13 protein-coding genes are annotated in these 18561 nt (G+C 67.9%); 6 read left to right on the plus strand and 7 right to left on the minus strand.

Annotated features, from left to right (window positions below; genetic code table 11):
* Positions 1 to 40: 40 nt before the first annotated feature.
* Together RDCOP1_RS00955 and RDCOP1_RS00960 are read right to left on the minus strand one after the other, a co-directional pair.
* On the minus strand, positions 41 to 1957 hold the full coding sequence (locus tag RDCOP1_RS00955; RefSeq protein WP_072698800.1) for an ABC transporter ATP-binding protein: 1917 nt from the start codon (positions 1955 to 1957) through the stop codon (positions 41 to 43).
* A 35-nt stretch (positions 1958 to 1992) separates the two neighbouring features.
* On the minus strand, positions 1993 to 3726 hold the full coding sequence (locus RDCOP1_RS00960) for an ABC transporter ATP-binding protein (protein WP_072698210.1): 1734 nt from the start codon (positions 3724 to 3726) through the stop codon (positions 1993 to 1995).
* A gap of 355 nt (positions 3727 to 4081) precedes the next feature.
* On the opposite strand from RDCOP1_RS00960, the gene rox reads away from it, so the two are divergent.
* Positions 4082 to 5509 (plus strand): rifampin monooxygenase, encoded by a 1428-nt coding sequence (gene rox / locus RDCOP1_RS00965; protein ID WP_072698211.1) that lies wholly within the window; start codon positions 4082 to 4084, stop codon positions 5507 to 5509.
* Between the two features lie 53 nt (positions 5510 to 5562).
* Complete coding sequence (locus RDCOP1_RS00970) at positions 5563 to 6171, plus strand: DJ-1/PfpI family protein (RefSeq protein WP_072698212.1); 609 nt, start codon at positions 5563 to 5565, stop codon at positions 6169 to 6171.
* A gap of 147 nt (positions 6172 to 6318) precedes the next feature.
* Here RDCOP1_RS00970 and RDCOP1_RS00975 read toward each other — a convergent pair whose 3' ends face one another.
* From RDCOP1_RS00975 to RDCOP1_RS00985, 3 genes are all read right to left on the minus strand, one after another.
* A complete protein-coding gene (locus RDCOP1_RS00975; RefSeq protein ID WP_084722264.1) occupies positions 6319 to 8481 on the minus strand; it encodes a heavy metal translocating P-type ATPase in 2163 nt (720 codons plus the stop codon).
* 51 nt (positions 8482 to 8532) lie between these two features.
* Positions 8533 to 9237 carry a DUF305 domain-containing protein gene (locus RDCOP1_RS00980; RefSeq protein WP_072698213.1) on the minus strand — a complete coding sequence of 235 codons (705 nt, stop codon included), beginning with the start codon at positions 9235 to 9237 and terminating at the stop codon, positions 8533 to 8535.
* Between the two features lie 156 nt (positions 9238 to 9393).
* The gene (locus RDCOP1_RS00985) at positions 9394 to 9675 is read right to left on the minus strand and encodes an SHOCT domain-containing protein (protein WP_072698214.1); all 282 of its coding nucleotides are present in this window, start codon (positions 9673 to 9675) and stop codon (positions 9394 to 9396) included.
* Between the two features lie 136 nt (positions 9676 to 9811).
* On the opposite strand from RDCOP1_RS00985, the gene RDCOP1_RS00990 reads away from it, so the two are divergent.
* The 3 genes from RDCOP1_RS00990 to RDCOP1_RS01000 all read left to right on the plus strand — a co-directional run bounded on the left by RDCOP1_RS00990 (position 9812) and on the right by RDCOP1_RS01000 (position 13638).
* The gene (locus RDCOP1_RS00990; protein ID WP_174555757.1) at positions 9812 to 10585 is read left to right on the plus strand and encodes a winged helix-turn-helix domain-containing protein; all 774 of its coding nucleotides are present in this window, start codon (positions 9812 to 9814) and stop codon (positions 10583 to 10585) included.
* On the plus strand, positions 10582 to 11727 hold the full coding sequence (locus RDCOP1_RS00995; RefSeq protein ID WP_072698215.1) for a sensor histidine kinase: 1146 nt from the start codon (positions 10582 to 10584) through the stop codon (positions 11725 to 11727). Before RDCOP1_RS00990 ends, RDCOP1_RS00995 begins: the two co-directional genes overlap by 4 nt.
* Positions 11728 to 12534: 807 nt before the next feature.
* On the plus strand, positions 12535 to 13638 hold the full coding sequence (locus tag RDCOP1_RS01000; RefSeq protein ID WP_174555749.1) for a coiled-coil domain-containing protein: 1104 nt from the start codon (positions 12535 to 12537) through the stop codon (positions 13636 to 13638).
* 81 nt (positions 13639 to 13719) lie between these two features.
* Here the strand turns inward: RDCOP1_RS01000 and RDCOP1_RS01005 are convergent, their stop codons facing one another.
* Together RDCOP1_RS01005 and RDCOP1_RS01010 are read right to left on the minus strand one after the other, a co-directional pair.
* Positions 13720 to 14223 carry a class F sortase gene (locus RDCOP1_RS01005; protein WP_231922941.1) on the minus strand — a complete coding sequence of 168 codons (504 nt, stop codon included), beginning with the start codon at positions 14221 to 14223 and terminating at the stop codon, positions 13720 to 13722.
* A 115-nt stretch (positions 14224 to 14338) separates the two neighbouring features.
* Complete coding sequence (locus RDCOP1_RS01010) at positions 14339 to 14617, minus strand: hypothetical protein (protein WP_072698216.1); 279 nt, start codon at positions 14615 to 14617, stop codon at positions 14339 to 14341.
* Positions 14618 to 14872: 255 nt separating this feature from the next.
* On the opposite strand from RDCOP1_RS01010, the gene otsB reads away from it, so the two are divergent.
* Complete coding sequence (gene otsB / locus RDCOP1_RS01015; protein ID WP_072698804.1) at positions 14873 to 18523, plus strand: trehalose-phosphatase; 3651 nt, start codon at positions 14873 to 14875, stop codon at positions 18521 to 18523.
* Positions 18524 to 18561: the final 38 nt, after the last annotated feature.

The following is an 18561-nucleotide window of genomic DNA, read 5'->3' on the forward strand; positions in this document are numbered from 1 at the left end:
CGTCGGGCCACAGCCGCATACGCCGGCCGGCGGGTCCTCGTCACGCCCGCTCGGCCACCGGCATCCGGTCCGGGTCCTCCGCGGTGTCGGCCGGACCGGCGAACTGGCTCAGATACAGCTGGTAGTAGGCACCGCGGGCGGCGAGCAGTTCGTCGTGGCTGCCCTGTTCGACGATCCGGCCGTCCTCCATGACGACGATGACGTCGGCGTCGCGGATCGTGGAGAGCCGGTGCGCGATGACGAAGCTGGTCCGGTCGGTGCGTAGGGTGGCCATCGCCTGCTGGATCAGCAGTTCGGTGCGGGTGTCCACCGAACTCGTCGCCTCGTCGAGGATGAGCACGACGGGCTTGGCCAGGAATGCGCGGGCGATCGTGATGAGTTGTCGCTCACCGGCACTGATGCCGCCTCCCTCTTCGTCCAGCATCGTGTCGTACCCGGCGGGCAGGGCCCGCACGAAATGGTCGACGTGGCTCAGTTCGGCGGCTTCGCGCACCTCCTCCGGGGAGGCGTCCGGGTCGCCGTACGCGATGTTGTCGTAGATGCTGCCGCCGAACAGCCAGGAATCCTGCAGCACCATGCCGGTGCGCTCGCGCAGGTCGTCGCGCGTCATGGTCATCGAGTCGACGCCGTCGACCCGGATGGTGCCCGAATCGACGTCGTAGAACCGCATGATCAGGTTCACCAGGGTGGTTTTTCCGGCGCCGGTCGGACCGACGATGGCGACCATGTGCCCGGGCTCGGCCACCAGCGACAGGTGCTCGAGGAGCGGCTTGTCCGGCACGTACCGGAAGGAGACGTCCTCGAATTCGATGCGCCCGTTGTCGGTCGAGGGCACTTGCGGGTCGACGGGATCAGGAGTCTGCTCGTCGGCGTCGAGAATGTCGAAGATCCGTTCGGCGGACGCGACACCGCTCTGCAGGATGTTGAACATCGCGCCGATCTGGCTGAGCGGCTGGGTGAACTGCCGCGAGTACTGGATGAACGCCTGAACCGACCCGAGACTGAGTGAACCGGAGGCGACCTGCAAACCGCCGACGACGGCCACCGCCACGAAGTTCAGGTTGCCGAGGAACATCACGGCCGGTTGCACCAGTCCCGAGATGAACTGCGCGCGCCAACTCGAGTTGTAGAGCTTGTCGTTGCGGGTGTCGAACTCCTCCTCCACTTCGCCCTGCAACCCGAACGCCTGCAACACGTCGTGCCCGGTGAACGCTTCCTCCACCTGTGCGTTGAGTTTTCCGGTCGACGCCCACTGCGCCGCGAAGTGAGGTTTGGAGCGGCGAGCGATCAGCGCGGTCGCGCCGAGCGCCAACGGCACCGTCACCAGTGCGATGAGCGCGAGCAGCGGCGAGATCCACAGCATCATGAACAAGATGGCGATGACGGTCAGCACCGAGTTCAGGGCCTGCGAGATGGTCTGCTGCAGGCTCTGGGAGAGATTGTCGAGGTCGTTGGTGACCCGGCTGAGCAGATCCCCGCGCGGAACGGTGTCGTAATAGCGCAGCGGCAGACGGTGCAGTTTCGCTTCGACGTCGGCGCGCAACCGTCGCACCGTGCCGACGACGACGACGTTGAGCAGGTAGGCGCCGATCCACGACAGCAGCGCGGTGCCCACATACAACCCGAGCACGAGCACAAGAACCCGGGCGACCGCGGAGAAATCGACGCCCACACCGGGAGTGAGGTTCATCGACGACACCATGTCCGCGAACGTGTCCTGCCCCTGCACACGGAGCCGGGCGACCGACTCCTCCTTGGTGGTACCGGCCGGGAGCATCCGGCCGACGACACCGTCGAAGATCAGATCGGTGGCCTGCCCGAGTACCCGCGGCGCGAGCGCGGACATGATCACCGACCCGACGATGGCGACGAGCACCGTCACCACGTAGGTGCGGTAGGACAGCAGCAGGTGCATCAGGCGGCGCACCGACGGCCCGAACGAGCGGGCCTTCTGCATCGGCGCGGACGCCGCGGCCCGGGCGGCGGGGCCGGTCACACCTGCTCCTCGAGGGTGAACTGGGATCGGACGATCTCGGCGTAGGTCGGGCAGGTGTCGACGAGATCGTGGTGCCGCCCCAACCCGACGATCCGGCCGCGGTCGAGCACGACGGTCTGGTCGGCGTCCATGATCGTCGACACCCGTTGCGCGACGATGATCACCGCGGCGGAGCGGGTCACCGGCCGCAACTCGGCCCGCAACCGCGCGTCGGTCGACAGGTCGAGCGCCGAGAACGCGTCGTCGAACACGTAGACGTCCGGTTTCCGGACCACCGCCCGGGCGATCGCGAGACGCTGGCGTTGCCCACCCGAGACGGTGGTACCGCCCTGGGCGATCGGAGTGTCGAGTCCATCCGGCATCGCCTGCACGAATTCGTCGGCCTGGGCGATGCGCAGCGCTTCCCAGATCTCGTCGTCGGTCGCATCGGGTTTGCCGTGCCGCACGTTGGTGGCGACGGTGCCCGAGAACAGGTAGGCCCGTTGCGGGACCAGTCCGATCACCGAGCGCAACCGGTCGGGGTCGAGGCGGCGGACGTCGGTGCCGCCGACGAGGACCGATCCGGCGGTCACATCGATGAGGCGCGGCACCAACCCGACCAGCGTGGTCTTCCCCGATCCGGTGGATCCGACCACTGCCGTCGTCGTCCCCGGCGCAACCCGGAACGTCAGGTCGTGGAGCACCGGCTGATCTGCGCCGGGATAGCGGAACTCGGCGCTGCGGAACTCGACGGTCGCCGGGTCGGTGGCGAACCCGGCCGGTTCCGGAGGAGGCGCCACCGACGTTTCCGTGGCGAGGACCTCGCCGATCCGGTCCGCGCACACGGAGGCTCGCGGGGCCATCATCGCCAGGAACGATGCCAGCATCACCGAGATCATGATCTGGACGACGTAGGTGATCATCGCGGTCAGTGCGCCGATCTCCACGCTGCCGTCGGAGACTTCGTGGCCACCGACCCAGATGATGGCCACGGTGGTCACGTTGGTGACGAACATGACCGCCGGGAACATCAGCGCCATCAGGCGTCCGACGCGCAGCGTGGCGTCGGCGAGTTGGTCGTTGGCGACCGCGAATCGGTCGATCTCGTGGCGTTCGCGGACGAAGGCGCGCACCACCCGAATCCCTGTGATCTGTTCCCGCAGCACGCGGTTGACGCTGTCCAGGTGGGCTTGCATGGCACGGAATCCGGGGATCGTCGCCCGGATGATCAGGGCCATCGTCAGGCCGAGGACGGGCACCGCCACCAGGAGAATCCAGGCGAGTCCCGGTGCGACGCGCACCCCCATGCCGATGCCGCCGATACACATGATCGGCGCGGTGACCAGCACGAACGAACTCATCACCAGCAGGATCTGAATCTGCTGCACGTCGTTGGTGTTCCGGGTGATCAGTGAGGGAGCCCCGACGGTGCCGACCTCGCGCGCGGAGAAGTTGTTGACCCGGTGCAGCAGGTCGTGGCGGATGTCGCGGCCGATGGCGAGTGCTCCCCGGGACCCGAAGTATTGAGCCGAGACGGTGCAGAGCACCTGCAGGAACACCACGACCAGCATCCAGCCGCCGATGCGCAGGATGTAACCGGTGTTCCCCTTCGCGACGCCGTTGTCGATGATGTCGGCGTTGAGGGTGGGGAGGTAGAGCATCGCGGCCGTCGCGACGAACTGGAACGCCACCACCGCCACGACGTACGCGCGATAACGCGGCAGGTACGCGGCGATCAGGCGCGTCAACATGTGATCACCCTCACAACGGTAACCACAACCCGGCGCGTGCGTGCCGGAGACCGTCGTCGAACGCGCCGAAAGGGGTCCCCGCGGCGGGTGTCCCGTGGCAATGACTCGTGGCAATGACCGGAGGCGGTCGCGATCGTCGACGTGATCGACGCTGCGGACCGGGCGCGGGCAGAGAAGAAGGCAGGGATCTGTTTTCCCTGCCCCTTTCAACATATAACTCACCCCCGGTCTTGCGGCAAGCCCCCGGTCAGGTAGCAGAATCGCGGTCCGACGCCAGGACCTGCGCAAAACAGCAGGCGTCTCGTGTGGCGTCGCGCACGACCGACGTTCGATTCTGCCGAAACGGGGGGTTGCCGTGTTCGATGTGATCGTGGTCGGGGGTGGTCCGACCGGCATGATGCTCGCCGCCGAACTGCGCCTGCACGGCGTGCGGGTGGTTGTGCTGGAGCGGGACGCCGAGCCGTCCCCGGTCGTGCGGTCCCTCGGTCTGCACGCACGCAGCATCGAGGTGCTCGATCAGCGCGGAATCCTCGAGCGGTTCCTGGCACACGGGAAGCGGCACCCGCTCGGCGGGTTCTTCGCCGGTATCCCCGCCCCGGCCCCGGACGGGCTGGACACCGCCCACCCCTACGTCCTGGGTATCCCACAACCGGTCACCGATCGCCTTCTGACCGAACGCGCCGCCGAACTGGGTGCGTCGATCCGCCGCGGCCAGGCGGTCGTCGGACTCGAACAGGACGACGACGGCGTGACGACCGTACTGTCGGACGGCACCTCGATGCGCGCGCGGTACCTGATCGGCTGCGACGGCGGACGCAGCACGGTGCGCACCCTGCTCGGCCTCCCTTTCCCGGGCGAGCCGTCCACCATGGACACCCTGCTCGGCGAGGTCGAGCTGACCGCGACCCCGGAGACGATCGGTGCGGTCGGCGGCGAAGTCCGGAAAACACAGTTGCGTTTCGGCGCGATGCCGCTCGGCGACGGGCTGTATCGCGTGATCGTGCCGGCCGCCGCAGTGGCCGAAGACCGGAGGACCACACCGACGTTCTCCGAACTGACGCACCAGATGCGCGCCGTCTCCGGAACGGACTTCGGGGCACATTCGCCGCGCTGGCTGTCGCGGTTCGGCAATGCCACCCGGCTGGTGGAGCACTACCGGGTCGGCCGGGTCCTGCTGGCGGGCGACGCCGCGCACATCCATCCCCCGACCGGCGGGCAGGGCCTCAATCTGGGTGTGCAGGATGCGTTCGATCTGGGCTGGAAGCTTGCCGCACAGGTGAACGGTTGGGCGCCGCATGGCCTTCTCGACAGCTATCACGCCGAGCGGCACCCGGTCGCCGCCGACGTGCTCGACACCACCCGCGCGATGACGGAGTTGATGTCGCTCGAACCCGGCGCGCGGGCGGTCCGCAAGCTGATGACCGAGCTGATGGACTTCGACGTGGTGAACCGGCATCTGGTCGAGAAGGTCACCGCGCTCGGAGTCCGCTACGACTGCGGCGCGGGGCACGACCTGGTGGGACGGCACCTGCGGGACGTGTCCCTCGCGCACGGTCGGCTCTACGACCGGATGCACGCGGGCCGCGGGTTGGTGCTCGACCGGATCGGGCGGCTGTCCGTCGCAGGATGGGCGGATCGCGTCGACCGGCTCGCCGATCCCTGCGCCGAACTCGACGTGCCGGCGGTGCTGCTGCGGCCGGACGGGCACGTAGCCTGGGTCGGCGAGGACCAGCAGGATCTGGAAAGCCGCCTCACGCGGTGGTTCGGTGCACCGGTGCGCTGAGACCCCGCCGACCACACGCAACCACGGAACGGCAGCGACGATACGATCGCGCCGTGGCAGCGACTCGGTACGGCATCCTCGTATACGACGACGTCGAGGTGCTCGACGTGTTCGGGCCGTTCGAAGTGTTTTCGGTGGCCGCGCGGCTCTCCGCCGGTAGTCCGCACGGAAGTGCCGGTGCGACACTCGTGTCGGCGTATCCCGATCGGTCGATCGTCACGGCACGTGGCGGTCTGCGGGTGTGCACCGACGTATCGATCGCCACCGCACCGCAATTCGATGTCCTGCTCGTGCCGGGAGGTGTCACGCACATCGCGGAGACCGATCCGGACCTGCTCACCTGGATCACCGCTCGAGCGTCGACACCGATCGTCGCCTCGGTGTGCACCGGGGCATTCCTGCTTGCGGCGGCGGGTGTGCTGACCGACCACCGCGTCACCACGCACTGGGACGACCTGGACGAACTCGCCCGTCGCTTTCCCCAGTTGACGGTGCTGGACGGGCCCCGTTGGGTGCACGATCGAGGCATCTACACCTCCGCCGGTATTTCGGCGGGCATCGACCTCGCCCTGCACCTGGTCTCTTTTATCGACGACGACCTCGCGCGCCGCGTGGCCCGGCAGATGGACTACCGCCGATCAGGGGACCCGGGTTCGGCGTGACCTTCGAGTCGACGCGAGCCGGTCGCCGGCGCCGACCCCCGCCCCCGTGCGCATCGATACCGGCTGGTCGTCGCCGGCGCCGTCCTCGCACCCGGCACGGCAGGGGTCCGGTTGCGGACGCTGGTTTCGGATCGGTCGGGTGCCGTCTCAGGTGCGAGCCAGGTAAGTAGGGTCGAGGTCGAGGCGGCGCAACAGCTGCGCGTTGAGCGCGACGACGATGGTCGAGACGGACATGAGGATCGCGGCAACGGCCGGCGAGATCGCGACGCCGGCGAAGGCGAGCACCCCGCCCGCCAGGGGCACGGCGATGATGTTGTAGCCGGTGGCCCACAGCAGGTTCTGCCACATCTTCCGGTAGCTGGCATGCGAGAGCTCGATGATCGAGAGCACCGCCCGCGGATCGTTCGCCGCCAGCACGACCCCGGCCGATTCGATGGCGACATCGGTCCCGGCGCCGATCGCGACACCGACGTCGGCGCGGGCCAGGGCCGGGGCGTCGTTGACGCCGTCGCCGACCATCGCCACCGTGTGGCCCCGCTGCTGCAGTTCGGTGACCTTGGCGTCCTTGTGTTCGGGCAGCACCTCGGCGAACACCTCGTCGATCCCGAGGTCGGCGGCCACCGCATCGGCGACCTGCCGGGCATCACCGGTGATCATCGCGACCTTCACCCCACGGGCATGCAACGCGTCGACGGCCTGACGGGATTCCTCGCGGACGGCGTCCTCGAGCGCCACTGCGCCGAGGACCCGATCGGCTTCGGCGACATGCAGCACCGACGCCCCGCGTGCCACCCACCGCTCGGTCACGGCGGTGATGTCGGCGGGCACCGACGACCGCAGGTCGCCGAGCATGGCCGGGCCGCCGACGGTGACCTCGGTGCCGCCGACGAGGGCGCGCACCCCGCGGCCGGGCACCGACCGGAAGTCGGTGGCGGCGATCCGCTCGGTTGCGGGCACCCGATCGTCGGTGGCGGCGACGATGGCTCGGGCGACGGGGTGCTCACTGTCGGCTTCGACCGCCGCGGCCAGCGCCAGCAACTCCTCTTCGCTGGTACCGGTGGTGGCGACCACGCCGGTGACCTGGTGTCGGCCCTGGGTCAAGGTGCCGGTCTTGTCGAACAGCACCACATCGACGGTGCGCATGCGTTCGAGCGCGAGCCGGTCTTTGACCAGCACCCCGGCCATGGCGGCGCGTTCGGTGGAAATCGCGATTACCAGCGGAATCGCCAGACCCAGGGCGTGGGGGCAGGCGATGACGAGCACGGTGACGGTGCGGACCACCGCTTCGTCGAGGTTGCCGAGAAGCGACCAGATCGCGAAGGTGAGGATGGCGGCGATGGTGGCGAAGTAGAACAGGAACGCTGCGGCCTTGTCCGCCAGTGCCTGGGCGCGGGACGAGGAGGCCTGGGCGGCGGCGACCATCCGCTGGATGCCGGCCAGGGCGGTGTCCTCGCCGACCGCGGTGACCTGCACCCGCAGGGCACTGTCGGTGGCCACGGTGCCGGCGACCACCCTGTCGCCGACCTGACGTGTCACGGCTTTGGATTCGCCGGTGATCATCGATTCGTCGACCTCGGCGCGGCCGTCGGTGACCGTGCCGTCCGCGGGTACTCGCGCTCCGGCGCGCACGAGCACCAGATCACCGCGGGTCAGGTCCGAGATCGGCACCTCGCGGTGACCGTCGTCGGTGATCTTCTCCGCGGTGTCCGGCAGCATCGCGGCGAGCGCCTCGAGGGCGCCGGACGCAGAGCCGAGGGCGCGCATTTCGAGCCAGTGGCCGAGCAGCATGATCACGATCAGCAGGGCCAGTTCCCACCAGAAGTCCAGGTCGAACCCGCCGAGGCCGAGGGTGGTGATCCAGGATGCGATGAATGCGACGCTGATCGCCATGGCGATCAGCAGCATCATCCCGGGGCGGCGTGAGCGTAGTTCGGTCCAGCCGCCGGTGAGGAACGGGGCACCGCCGTAGACGAAGATCGCCGTGCCCAGCACCGGCGGAATCCACATGGCGCCGGGGAAATCCGGCATGGTGTAGCCGAGCAGCTCGGCGACCATGTGGCTGAAGAGCACCACCGGTATCGCCAGCACCAGCGACACCCAGAACCGCCGGCGGAACATCTCCCCGTGTGCCCCGTGCCCGGCGTGCCGATCATGCTGTTCGTGCCCGGTGTGCTCGCTCGGCCGGAGGTCGGCGGGGTGCCCGGCGCGAACAGCGGGCTGCGGAGGGGGCAGGCTGTGGACATCGGCGCCGGGATCGTGCCCGGCGGATGCCGGGTCCGGGTGGGGGTGTCCGTACTCGGGGTGCGGCATCGAGAAAAGCTCCTGACGGTGGCGGGTCGGCAGGGACGCGGTGAGTGCCGGCTACAGGGTGGTCAGCAACTGGCGCATGGTGTCGATCTCCCGCTGCTGGGCGTCGACGATGGTGCGGCTCATTTCTATGGCGTCGGGGTATTGCCCGTGTCGGATTTCGGCCTGGGCCATGTCGATCGCGCCTTCGTGGTGGGCGATCATGCGGGTCAGGAACAGGCGGGTGGCCTCGGTGCCCTGCGCGTCGGACAGCGCCTGCATCTCCTGCGCGCTCATCATGCCGTTCATCATGCCGTTCATGCCGGGCATGTCATCCGTATCGGGCATGCCGCGGCCCATCCCGGGAATGGAAGTCATGGGCGTAGAGGTCATTCCGGGCATGTTGTGCCCTGCCCCGGGCATGCCGCCCGGCATCTGCGGTTCGTCCCACTGCTCGAGCCAGGAGGTCATCTCATCGATCTCCGGGCCTTGGGCAGCCTTGATCTGTTCGGCCAGCACGGTCACCGGCTCGGGAACACCATTCTTGGAGAGGAGCGTTTCGCTCATTTCGATCGCCTGGGCATGGTGCGGAATCATCATCCGGGCGAACATCACATCGGACTGGTTGTGCGCTGGGGTCTCTTCGGCAGGGGAGGCGGTCGCCGAGATGGTGGCGCCCGAGGTTGCGGCAGTGGTGCCGGTGTCGGAGTCGCTGCACGCCGCCGCAGCGACGACCAACGCGAGTGCGGTGGCGCCGACGGCGAGGGTCTTCCTGTTCATCGAGAGTCGTCCTTTCCTCGAACGGTCACGGGGCGGCGCGGAACGCGGCGTCTGCGCCGGCGTCGATGAATCGGATCCGGGCTCGCTGCCCGGGCGGCGGCGCTTCTGCTCGAGGGCCGATCCGACGAGGAAGGATCGAGGGGTCAGCCTAGCCACTCACTTGTCCCTTCCGAGGGGGTCGGTCGTGGGGACCTCACCGCCATGGATCAACATCTGCCGGCGGGCCTCGAATTCGCCGGAGTCGATGTCGCCGCGGGCAAAACGTTCTTCGAGCAGCCGCAGCGGATCGGTGTCCTGCGCGGTGCCGGCTGGCCCGGTGCCGCGGTCGGTGCGGAACATCATGGCCATCAGGTAGATCACCACGACCCAGAACGCGACCATGCACACGGCCATGACGATCCATCCGCTCCAGGTCAGCTCACCTGCCCAGCCCATCATGGTCGTCTCCTTTCCCCGGTTCGTGTCTTCAGCCTGGCGTGTGTACCCCGCGATTCCTGTGCAGGTTGTATGAAGATTTGCTCAAGAAGCCGTACGGCAGCGGCCGCAATGGTGCGCGCTGGTGAAGATGGACACCATGGACACCTTCGCCCGCACCCCCACCGCAGCCGGCGACGCGGTGGCGCAGCAGCGTCCACCGACCGGGTTGCGGGCGATGGTCGTCGAGGACGAGCCGCCGTTGGCGAACCTGATCGGCTCGTATCTCGAACGCGACGGGTTCGAGACGTCGATCACCGGCGACGGCGCCGGCGCGGTCACTTTGGCCCGGCAGGTCGACCCCGATGTCGTGGTCCTCGATCTGGGGTTGCCCCGTCTGGACGGGATCGAGGTGTGCCGCCAACTGCGAACCTTCTCCGATGCCTATGTCGTGATGCTCACCGCGCGCACCGAAGAGATCGACACCCTCATCGGGCTGTCGGTCGGGGCCGACGACTACATGAGCAAACCGTTCAGCCCCCGGGAGCTGATCGCCCGTATCCAGGCCATGTTGCGGCGACCCCGCACCCACACCACCACCGCGCGAACCGAACCTGCGGCCGCCCCGCAGACGCGCGGCTTCGGTGAGCTGGCCCTCGACATCGACGGACGTGAGGTCACCGTCGACGGCGCGCCGGTGGCGCTCACCCGCACCGAATTCGATGTCCTCGCCGCCCTGGCGCGTGATCCCGGGGTGGTGGTCACCCGAGCTCAGCTGATCGAAACAGTGTGGGGGCCGAGCTGGATCGGGGACGAGCACCTGGTGGACGTGCACATCGGTCATCTGCGTCGCAAACTCGGCGACGATGCCGTCCGCGGCCGCTATGTACGCACCGTGCGCGGGGTCGGTTACAAGATGGGTACCGGAGCATGACCGAATCGATTGCTGCTCGGCGAGAGTCGGTGCGGCTCAACTTCTCCGGGTCGAGCTTCGGCACCCGACTGTTCCTGGCATTGACGGTGGTGGTGGTCGGGTGCGCGGTCTGTGCCTGGCTGGTCGCTTCCGCTCTCGCGCCCGGAATCTTCCACGATCATCTCGGTCGGGCCGGTATCGACCACAACTCGAGTCAGGCCGGCCACGTCGAGCAGGCGTTCACCTGGGCGATCATCCTGGCCTGGGGTCTGGCGGTTGCGCTCGCGGTGCTGCTGGCGCTGGCGGTGAGCTTGTACATCACCCGACGCGTCCAAAGCTCGCTGACGGCGGTGACCGCATCGGCCGCCCGGATCGCCGGCGGCGATTACGACACCCGCGTGTACAGCCCCGGACTCGGCCGCGAATTCGACGAACTCGCCGTCACCGTCAACGAACTCGCCCGCCGCCTCGACGCCACCGAGGCCACCCGCCGCCGGATGCTCGCTGATCTCGGCCACGAGATGCGCACCCCGATCGCCACCCTCGACTCCTATCTCGAAGCCCTCGATGACGGCGTACGCACCTTCGACGACGACACCCGGCAGGTGTTGCGGGCTGCCACCCACCGGTTGGGCCGTCTTGCTCAGGACATCACCGCCGTATCCGGCGCCGAGGAACACCTCACCCGCATCCGTCCGGTGCCCACCACTACCGGTGCACTCGTCGCTTCTGCCGTCGGTGCCGTCCGCGAACAGTACGACAGCCGAGGCGTCACGCTGAACAGCTTCATCGACGATTCGATGGCCGTGACGGTCGATCCCGACAGGATCGGTCAGGTACTGGGCAACCTGCTCGACAACGCCCTGCGACACACCCCTTGCGGCGGTGTCGTCACCGTCATCAGCAGGCGATCCGGTCCCGATCGGGTGGAGATCACCGTCGCCGACACCGGCGCGGGTATCGCCTCCGAGCACCTCGAGCATCTCTTCGACCGGTTCTATCGCGCCGACACCGCCCGCGACCGCGGGCACGGTGGCAGCGGCATCGGCCTGACCATCACCCGAGCCCTCGTCGAGGCTCACCATGGCCGTATCCGGGCCCACAGTGACGGACCCGGCCACGGCGCCTGCTTCACTGTCGAACTTCCTACGATCGGGAATTGACCCAGGATTCCGCGTCGAAGGGACAGGGATCAGCTCCCACGAACCCAGCAGCAGGTCCTCGGTCGTGCGGGTCGGGATCACCCGGCCAACGACGAATCGGGAGTACGCGGCGGTCATCACCAGCACCGGAAGCAGTTTCGACGTGCCGTCTTCGAGCGGGATCTTTCGGGGCGGGAACCAGAGGTCGCATCGGGCGACGTCACCGGGTTCCCGCACCAGGCGGTCGGCCGGGTCGATCCTCCACTGAGATCACCCATCCAATCTGTCCGGGTGACGTCATCTCCGGCGTCGCAATGGCCTTATTTCGAGCGTCGCCGACAGATACGCGGTCCGATCAACCGAGTCCACCAGAATCCCGCCCACCCGATCGTTGTGACGACGAGCACCTTGAACAAGTTCCCGATCGCCACCGGCGTAGGGACAAACCGATCTCGACGCGATCGGCCCCATCTCATGCGCGGCGGGTTTCCCCGTGTCCCGGTCGGCCCACAAAAGGCTTCCCGCAAAGGGGTGCACAGTTTTTCTCTCCATCCGGGGAGCAACTCACCATAAGAGGGAATTATGACGATCAGAGCAGAACCGACCTCTGGCCGTTTTTGCACGCTTTGAAGCGTTCCGAACGAGCCGCCAAACGTAACGTCATCAGTTTCGTTGCGCATTATTTCGGTCAAATCGCCAGTTCAATCGATAACGTTACGTTTCATTTCGTAATCCGTTTCGTCTCTTGTATCGATACAAAATATCCGATAGCGTGACGTAAGCCCGGAAATCGGGCGTGCGGACGCGATGCGAGACAACGAGGACTCCATGACCAGCCCCTCCCCCGACAACTCCCGCCCGGACAACGGCGACACCGCCGACTCCCCCGACCCGGCGTCCGACGCGGCACCCGCTCGCGTCGGCCGGCCCCGGAAGTACGCGTCGGCGGCCGATCGGGTGCGCGCCCACCGCGCGCGCGAACGCGCCAAGAAGGCAGCCGCTCTCTCCCCTGCCGCCGCGGAGTCCGCGACACCCGACGACGCGATCTCGACGCTCGCCACGACCACCGCGGCGTTACGGACGCTCGCGACCACCACCCTCGAGCAGTACGCCACCATCACCACGCGCATCACCGATGCCGTCGACAAACTCACCGACGCCGACGCCGTCGAAGCACAGATGACCCGGGCCGCCACGGAACTGGCGAAGGTGCGCGCCGACGCGGACGCGAAGATCGCGCGACTCCGGGAACAACTCGCGCAGGCCACCGAGGACCGCGACAACGCCGACGCGGCCGTCGCAGCGGTCGATGCCGAACTCGCCGACGCCCGGGCCGCCCACGCCGAGCAGATCCGCCGGCTGCAGCAAACTCACGACGAAGAGATCTCTCGCGCGAGCGACGACCACGCCGACACCCTGCAACACCTGCAGGGCCGCCTTGCCGACGCAGAGACCGAACACGACCGCGTCGTCTCCGACCTGCATCGGACCATCACCGAACTGAACGACAGCCTCGCCACCTGCCGGCGGGATCTCGAGGACGCCACCACCGAACGCGACCGGGTGGCAACGGAACTATCCGGAGCCCGCGACGATCTCGCCCGTGCTCGCGCGGCACTCGAACGCGACGCCGCGACCGTCGCCCGCCTCGAATCCGAACTCGGCGCCGAACGCGATCGCAATGCCGACCTTCGGGACCATCTCGAGCAGGCGCGGGTGGCGGCGGCCGCCGCTCGCGCTGCGGAGACGGCCTCCCGCGAACGCGGCGACGAGTTGCGAGCGGAGATCGGTGACTTGCGCGCCGAACTCACCGGATGCCGGACCGAACTCGACGCCGTGCGCGCCGAACTCGGCCGTGCACGAACGGCAGCGGGATCCGTTGCCCGCCCGGACGCCGGCAACGACTCACCACGCCCCGATTCGGACGACTGACGGACGACGCTCCGCTCTGCACCCACCGGCGGCACGGCGATCCACGGGACGCCGGTGCGGACCGTGTTTAGGGTCGCCGACCTACTCGCCCGTCGGAGTGGCGAACACGAAGTCGTTGTTCGCATAGCCCAGTGGTGGACCGACGAAGTCCCCTCCGCAGGTGGCGAGCACCAACGTTTCGGGGCCGTCGAGCCGATTGAGTTCGTCGAGCGGCAGTCGACCGTCTTTGCTGACGCTGAGCAGACGGTCGACGCGATACTGCCGTGAACTACCGTCCGCTGTCGTCACAGCGATCTCGGCGCCCTCGCGCAGTCCGGCGAATCGCGCCGCGAATCCCTCCCCCTGATCGACATCGTCGATGTGCCCGGTCATCACGATGGCACCGCTCCCTTCCCCGGGCAGCGCGGAGTCCACCCACCACCCGAGTCGGGAGACGTCCCGCGGAGGCAGCAAGCTGCCGTCTGCGTCGGTGGCGACCGGATCGATGGGAGCGCTCCCGCCGTCGAGCGTCAGCGCCACCGGTGCGGCGGGGTCGTCGGTGCTCGCCGCGACCGGCAGCGGCATATCCTTTTTGCCCTGCGTCACGGATGACGACGTAGCCGATTCCGAAGGACCCGATTCCGAGGGAGAGTCGGCGCAGCCCCCCAGGAACAGGATCGCGGCGATCCCCAGCGCCGCGACGCCCGGTCGTTTTCTCACGTCAGCGCCTGAAGATCGATCCGGCGGGAACGGACTGGATCGGAACCCGCGACTCCGGATTGCGCGGCACCGGGTACGTATACGGATTGTTGTGCAGCGGGGTGCCCGTGGTGGCGGGTGGCTGCGTCGTGGACGGCGGATCCTCCGGTTCTGATGCGGCCGGCGGTGTGGTCACCCCGGGGCTGTCCGTCACGGTGAGTTGGGCGCCCGCTCCACCGGCGGCGAACACGATGAGCGCTATTCCGAACAGCAGAGCAAGAAAACGGGATGCATAACGCATGTGGGTCCCTCGATTCGAAGCGGACGGGTTGCCCCGACACAGACGTCGTCGGTCCGTGCGCCGCACGGGTCTTGCCCTTTTCGACGTCGTGCGCCCCATCGCCCGGATAGTGTCCGTTGTGTAGTTCGTCCCCAACGGCTGTCACGGACAGGCGGACAGCCACATTCGAGCGTCCCTCCTGCCGCCTGTTGATGCAACACGAAATTCGGGTCCGTTCGTATCGGGGAGGCCACAGTGCAGCACGACAACGGTGACATGATTCGGCCGCGGGTCGATCTGCGACGGCACAGCGCAGTCGTCGTCGACCTCGGCATCGTCCCGGACTTTTCTCGGCCCGCCACGCCCGATAACCGGCATTCCGAGGAGCACCCGGCGGAGTCGCTGCGCAGACTGCTCCACCGTCTCGAACGTGCCGGTGTGGGGGTGACGGTCTTCTCGCCGCGCGGAGACGCCAAGGAAATGCTCGCCGACGCGGGCCTCGACGAGGCGCTGTCGGTCGCGGTGGACGAACCGACACCGCAGGAAGCCCTCGCCCGACTCCGTATCCCGTCGTCGTCGGCGGTGCTCGTCACGGCCGACGGACAGATGATCGCGATGGCGCGCGGCGCGGGATTCGCGCTCGTGATCGGAATGGAACGGAAGGACCGCGCGGGCGAGTTCCCGGTAGGGGTCACCGACGCCGTCGTGCAGGATCTCGACGACATCGACCTGAGAACAAGGGATCACCACCTGTCGGAGATCCCCGACCCGCTCGAATCCGAGGCCGACCTGGCGGCGCTGCTGCGGGTTCACGAGCCCGTCGTGGTTCTGGACCTCGACAGTGCCACCGCGGAGACCGCACCGACCTCGGACCTGCGGGACGCACTCGCCCGGCTGGCGCACGCCTGTCCCGTGGTGGTGCTCAGCGGCCGCGACCTCGCCGATGTGCAGGACCTGATCGGAATTCCGGGCCTCTGGTACGCCGGAAATCGTGGATTCGAACTCGGCGCGCCGGACGGTGCCACCCACGAACACCCCGGCGTCCGCACGGTGAAACCCATCATGGAACGAGTTTCCCGGTTTCTCACCGAGCGACTGCAGGACGTGCCGGCTGTGCGGGTCGACCCGACACCGTCCACCGTGGTCGTGCACGACGCGAACACACCCGACGACTACATCGGCGAGGTCACCGCAGCCGTCTACGACGCCCGCGACGACGGCGACCTCCGGGTCGCGCGGGGCCAGGACTTCTGGGAACTGCAACCCGGGCCGGGATGGGACAAGGGCACGGCACTGCGCTGGGTGCTCGGCGTCGTCGGCGACGGGGATTCGGTCGCGCCCCTGTACATCGGGGGTGAACCCTTCGACGAGGATGCCTTCGACGTGCTGCCGCACGACGGCGTCGGAATCGTCGTGCGGCACCGCGCAGCCGAGGACAGACGGTCCGCGGCGCGCTTCGCGGTGAACGGCACGTCCGGAGTGACGGAACTGCTCGACCTGGTGGCCGACGTACTCGACCGCAACCCGTCGGATGCCTCCCGGGCAGGCGGCTGGAGTCTGTTCTACGACCACTACGACCCCGCCTCCGAAAAACTCCGGGAAGCGCTCTGCACCTTGGGAAACGGGTTCTTCGCCACGCGCGGGTGCGCACCCGAAGCCGTGGCGGGCCGAGCGCACTATCCGGGCACCTACATCGCCGGACTCTACAACCGGTTGCGCGACGACCGGCCGGACATGACGCTCGTGAACGAGAGTCTGGTGAACGCGCCCAACTGGCTGCCGCTGACGTTCCGGATCGACGGTGGTCCGTGGTTCGATGTGGACACCGTCGACCTGCTCGACTACCGCCAGTACCTGGATCTGCGGCGTGCTGTCCTCACGCGCCGGGTGCGGTTCCGCGACAGCGCCGGGCGGACGACCACGGTGCTCCAGCGCCGGTTCGTCGCGATGCACCTCGCGCATGTCGGGGCGCTCCAGACGACCGTGGTGGCGCACGACTGGACGGGTGTCGTGGAATTCCGGTCGTCTCTCGACGGTTCGGTCCGCAACACGCTGGTCGACCGCTACCGCGAGTTGGCCGATCACCACCTCGTGCCGGTCGACGCCCACGAGGTGACATCCGACTCGGTGGTGCTGAGCATGCAGACGAACCAGTCGCACATCCCGCTGGCCACGGCAGCGCGCACCACGATCCGTTCGAACGGAAACGGATACGACAGCACCCATCGCCTGTTCGAAAACGACGGAAGCATCGGCCATTTCGTCAGTGTCCACGTCGACGAAGGCCGAACGGTCACGGCGGAGAAAACGGTGACCGTGTTCACCGGACGCGATTCTGCGGTCTCCGACCCCGCCGACGGGGCCACCCGACTGTTGTCCACGTTGGGGACGTTCGACGAGATCTTGGGCGATCACGTCCGGGTGTGGGATCACTTGTGGGGCCGGACGCACATCACTCTCGCCGATCGGGAGGATTCGTCTCGCATCCTGCGGTTGCACATGCTGCATCTGCTGCAGACCCTGTCGCGGAACACCACCGATATCGACGCGGGTGTCCCGGCCCGCGGCCTGCACGGCGAGGCCTACCGCGGGCACGTCTTCTGGGACGAGTTGTTCGTCTTTCCGGTGCTCAATCTGAGGAAACCCTCGCTGACCCGCTCGCTGTTGATGTACAGGTACCGCAGACTGCCGGAGGCTCGGCGCGCCGCCGGTGCCGCCGGGCTCCGAGGCGCGATGTTCCCGTGGCAGTCCGGGAGCGACGGCCGCGAGGAAAGCCAGCAGTGGCACCTCAATCCGCGGTCCGGCCGGTGGCTGCCGGACCCCAGCCGTCGGCAACACCACATCGGCATCGCCGTGGCATTCAACGTCTGGCAGTACTACCAGGTCACCGGCGACCTCGCCTTCCTCGGTGAGTGCGGCGCCGAGATGCTGGTCGAGATCGCACGGTTCTTCGCGAGTCTCGCGTCGTACGACGGGGTTCGGTCCCGCTACGTCATCCGTGGCGTGGTGGGGCCGGACGAGTTCCACTCCGGCTACCCCGAGGCTCCGTACGACGGGATCGACAACAACGCCTACACCAACGTCATGGCGGTATGGGTCATTCTTCGCGCCGTCGAAGCGCTCGCCGCCCTAGCCGATCCGGATCGTACCGACCTGATGGACCGTCTCCACCTCGACGCGGACGAACTCGCCCGGTGGACGGATGTCACCCGGCGGATCTTCGTTCCGTTCCACGACGGGGTGCTCAGCCAGTTCGAGGGATACGGCGACCTGGCCGAACTCGACTGGGACGGCTATCGCCAGCGGTACGGCGACATTGCGCGCCTCGACCGGATACTCGAGGCGGAAGGCGACGACGTCAACCGGTATCGCGCCTCGAAACAAGCCGACGTGGTGATGCTGTTCTATCTGCTCTCGGCCGACGAGTTGCGAGATCTGCTCGGGCGAGCAGGCTACCGATTCGAACCGGACGCGATCCCCCGGACCATCGACTACTACCTCGCGCGCACCTCCCACGGTTCGACGCTCAGCGCCGTGGTCCACTCGTGGGTACTCGCGCGCGGCCATCGCGAGGAGGCCGTGGAGTACTTCGAGAGAGTCCTCGTCTCCGACGTCACCGACATCCAGGGCGGCACCACGCCGGAGGGCATCCACCTGGCAGCCATGGCAGGGAGCATCGACCTGCTGCAGCGGTGCTTCACCGGACTCGAAACACGGGGCAACCGTCTCATCCTGAACCCGCAGTGGCCGGAACACCTGGGCCCCCTGAAGTTTCCGATGCGCTACCGCGGGCACTACCTCGACGTGTCGGTCCACGGCCGGAAGGTGGAGGTGACCGCCGGACCGGGAGATCACCGCCCGATCAAGGTGATGTGCCGCGACCGGACCGTCACCTTGCACCCCGGAAGCACGGTCGCCCTGGATTGAGCGTCCGCGGACCGCGTCGACGCGTCCCGTCCCGACCC

The organism is Rhodococcus coprophilus NBRC 100603, from assembly GCF_001895045.1.
Classification (GTDB): domain Bacteria; phylum Actinomycetota; class Actinomycetes; order Mycobacteriales; family Mycobacteriaceae; genus Rhodococcus; species Rhodococcus coprophilus.

Bases quoted from the DNA above. Each gene is read 5' to 3' on its own strand.
- RDCOP1_RS00985 (WP_072698214.1), bottom strand. From the start codon at position 9,675: ATGATGGGCTGGGCAGGTGAGCTGACCTGGAGCGGATGGATCGTCATG.
- RDCOP1_RS00980 (WP_072698213.1), bottom strand. From the start codon at position 9,237: ATGAACAGGAAGACCCTCGCCGTCGGCGCCACCGCACTCGCGTTGGTC.
- otsB (WP_072698804.1), top strand. From the start codon at position 14,873: ATGATTCGGCCGCGGGTCGATCTGCGACGGCACAGCGCAGTCGTCGTC.
- RDCOP1_RS00995 (WP_072698215.1), top strand. From the start codon at position 10,582: ATGACCGAATCGATTGCTGCTCGGCGAGAGTCGGTGCGGCTCAACTTC.
- RDCOP1_RS00960 (WP_072698210.1), bottom strand. From the start codon at position 3,726: ATGTTGACGCGCCTGATCGCCGCGTACCTGCCGCGTTATCGCGCGTAC.
- RDCOP1_RS01000 (WP_174555749.1), top strand. From the start codon at position 12,535: ATGACCAGCCCCTCCCCCGACAACTCCCGCCCGGACAACGGCGACACC.
- RDCOP1_RS00955 (WP_072698800.1), bottom strand. From the start codon at position 1,957: ATGCAGAAGGCCCGCTCGTTCGGGCCGTCGGTGCGCCGCCTGATGCAC.
- RDCOP1_RS01010 (WP_072698216.1), bottom strand. From the start codon at position 14,617: ATGCGTTATGCATCCCGTTTTCTTGCTCTGCTGTTCGGAATAGCGCTC.
- RDCOP1_RS00990 (WP_174555757.1), top strand. From the start codon at position 9,812: ATGGACACCTTCGCCCGCACCCCCACCGCAGCCGGCGACGCGGTGGCG.
- RDCOP1_RS00975 (WP_084722264.1), bottom strand. From the start codon at position 8,481: ATGCCGCACCCCGAGTACGGACACCCCCACCCGGACCCGGCATCCGCC.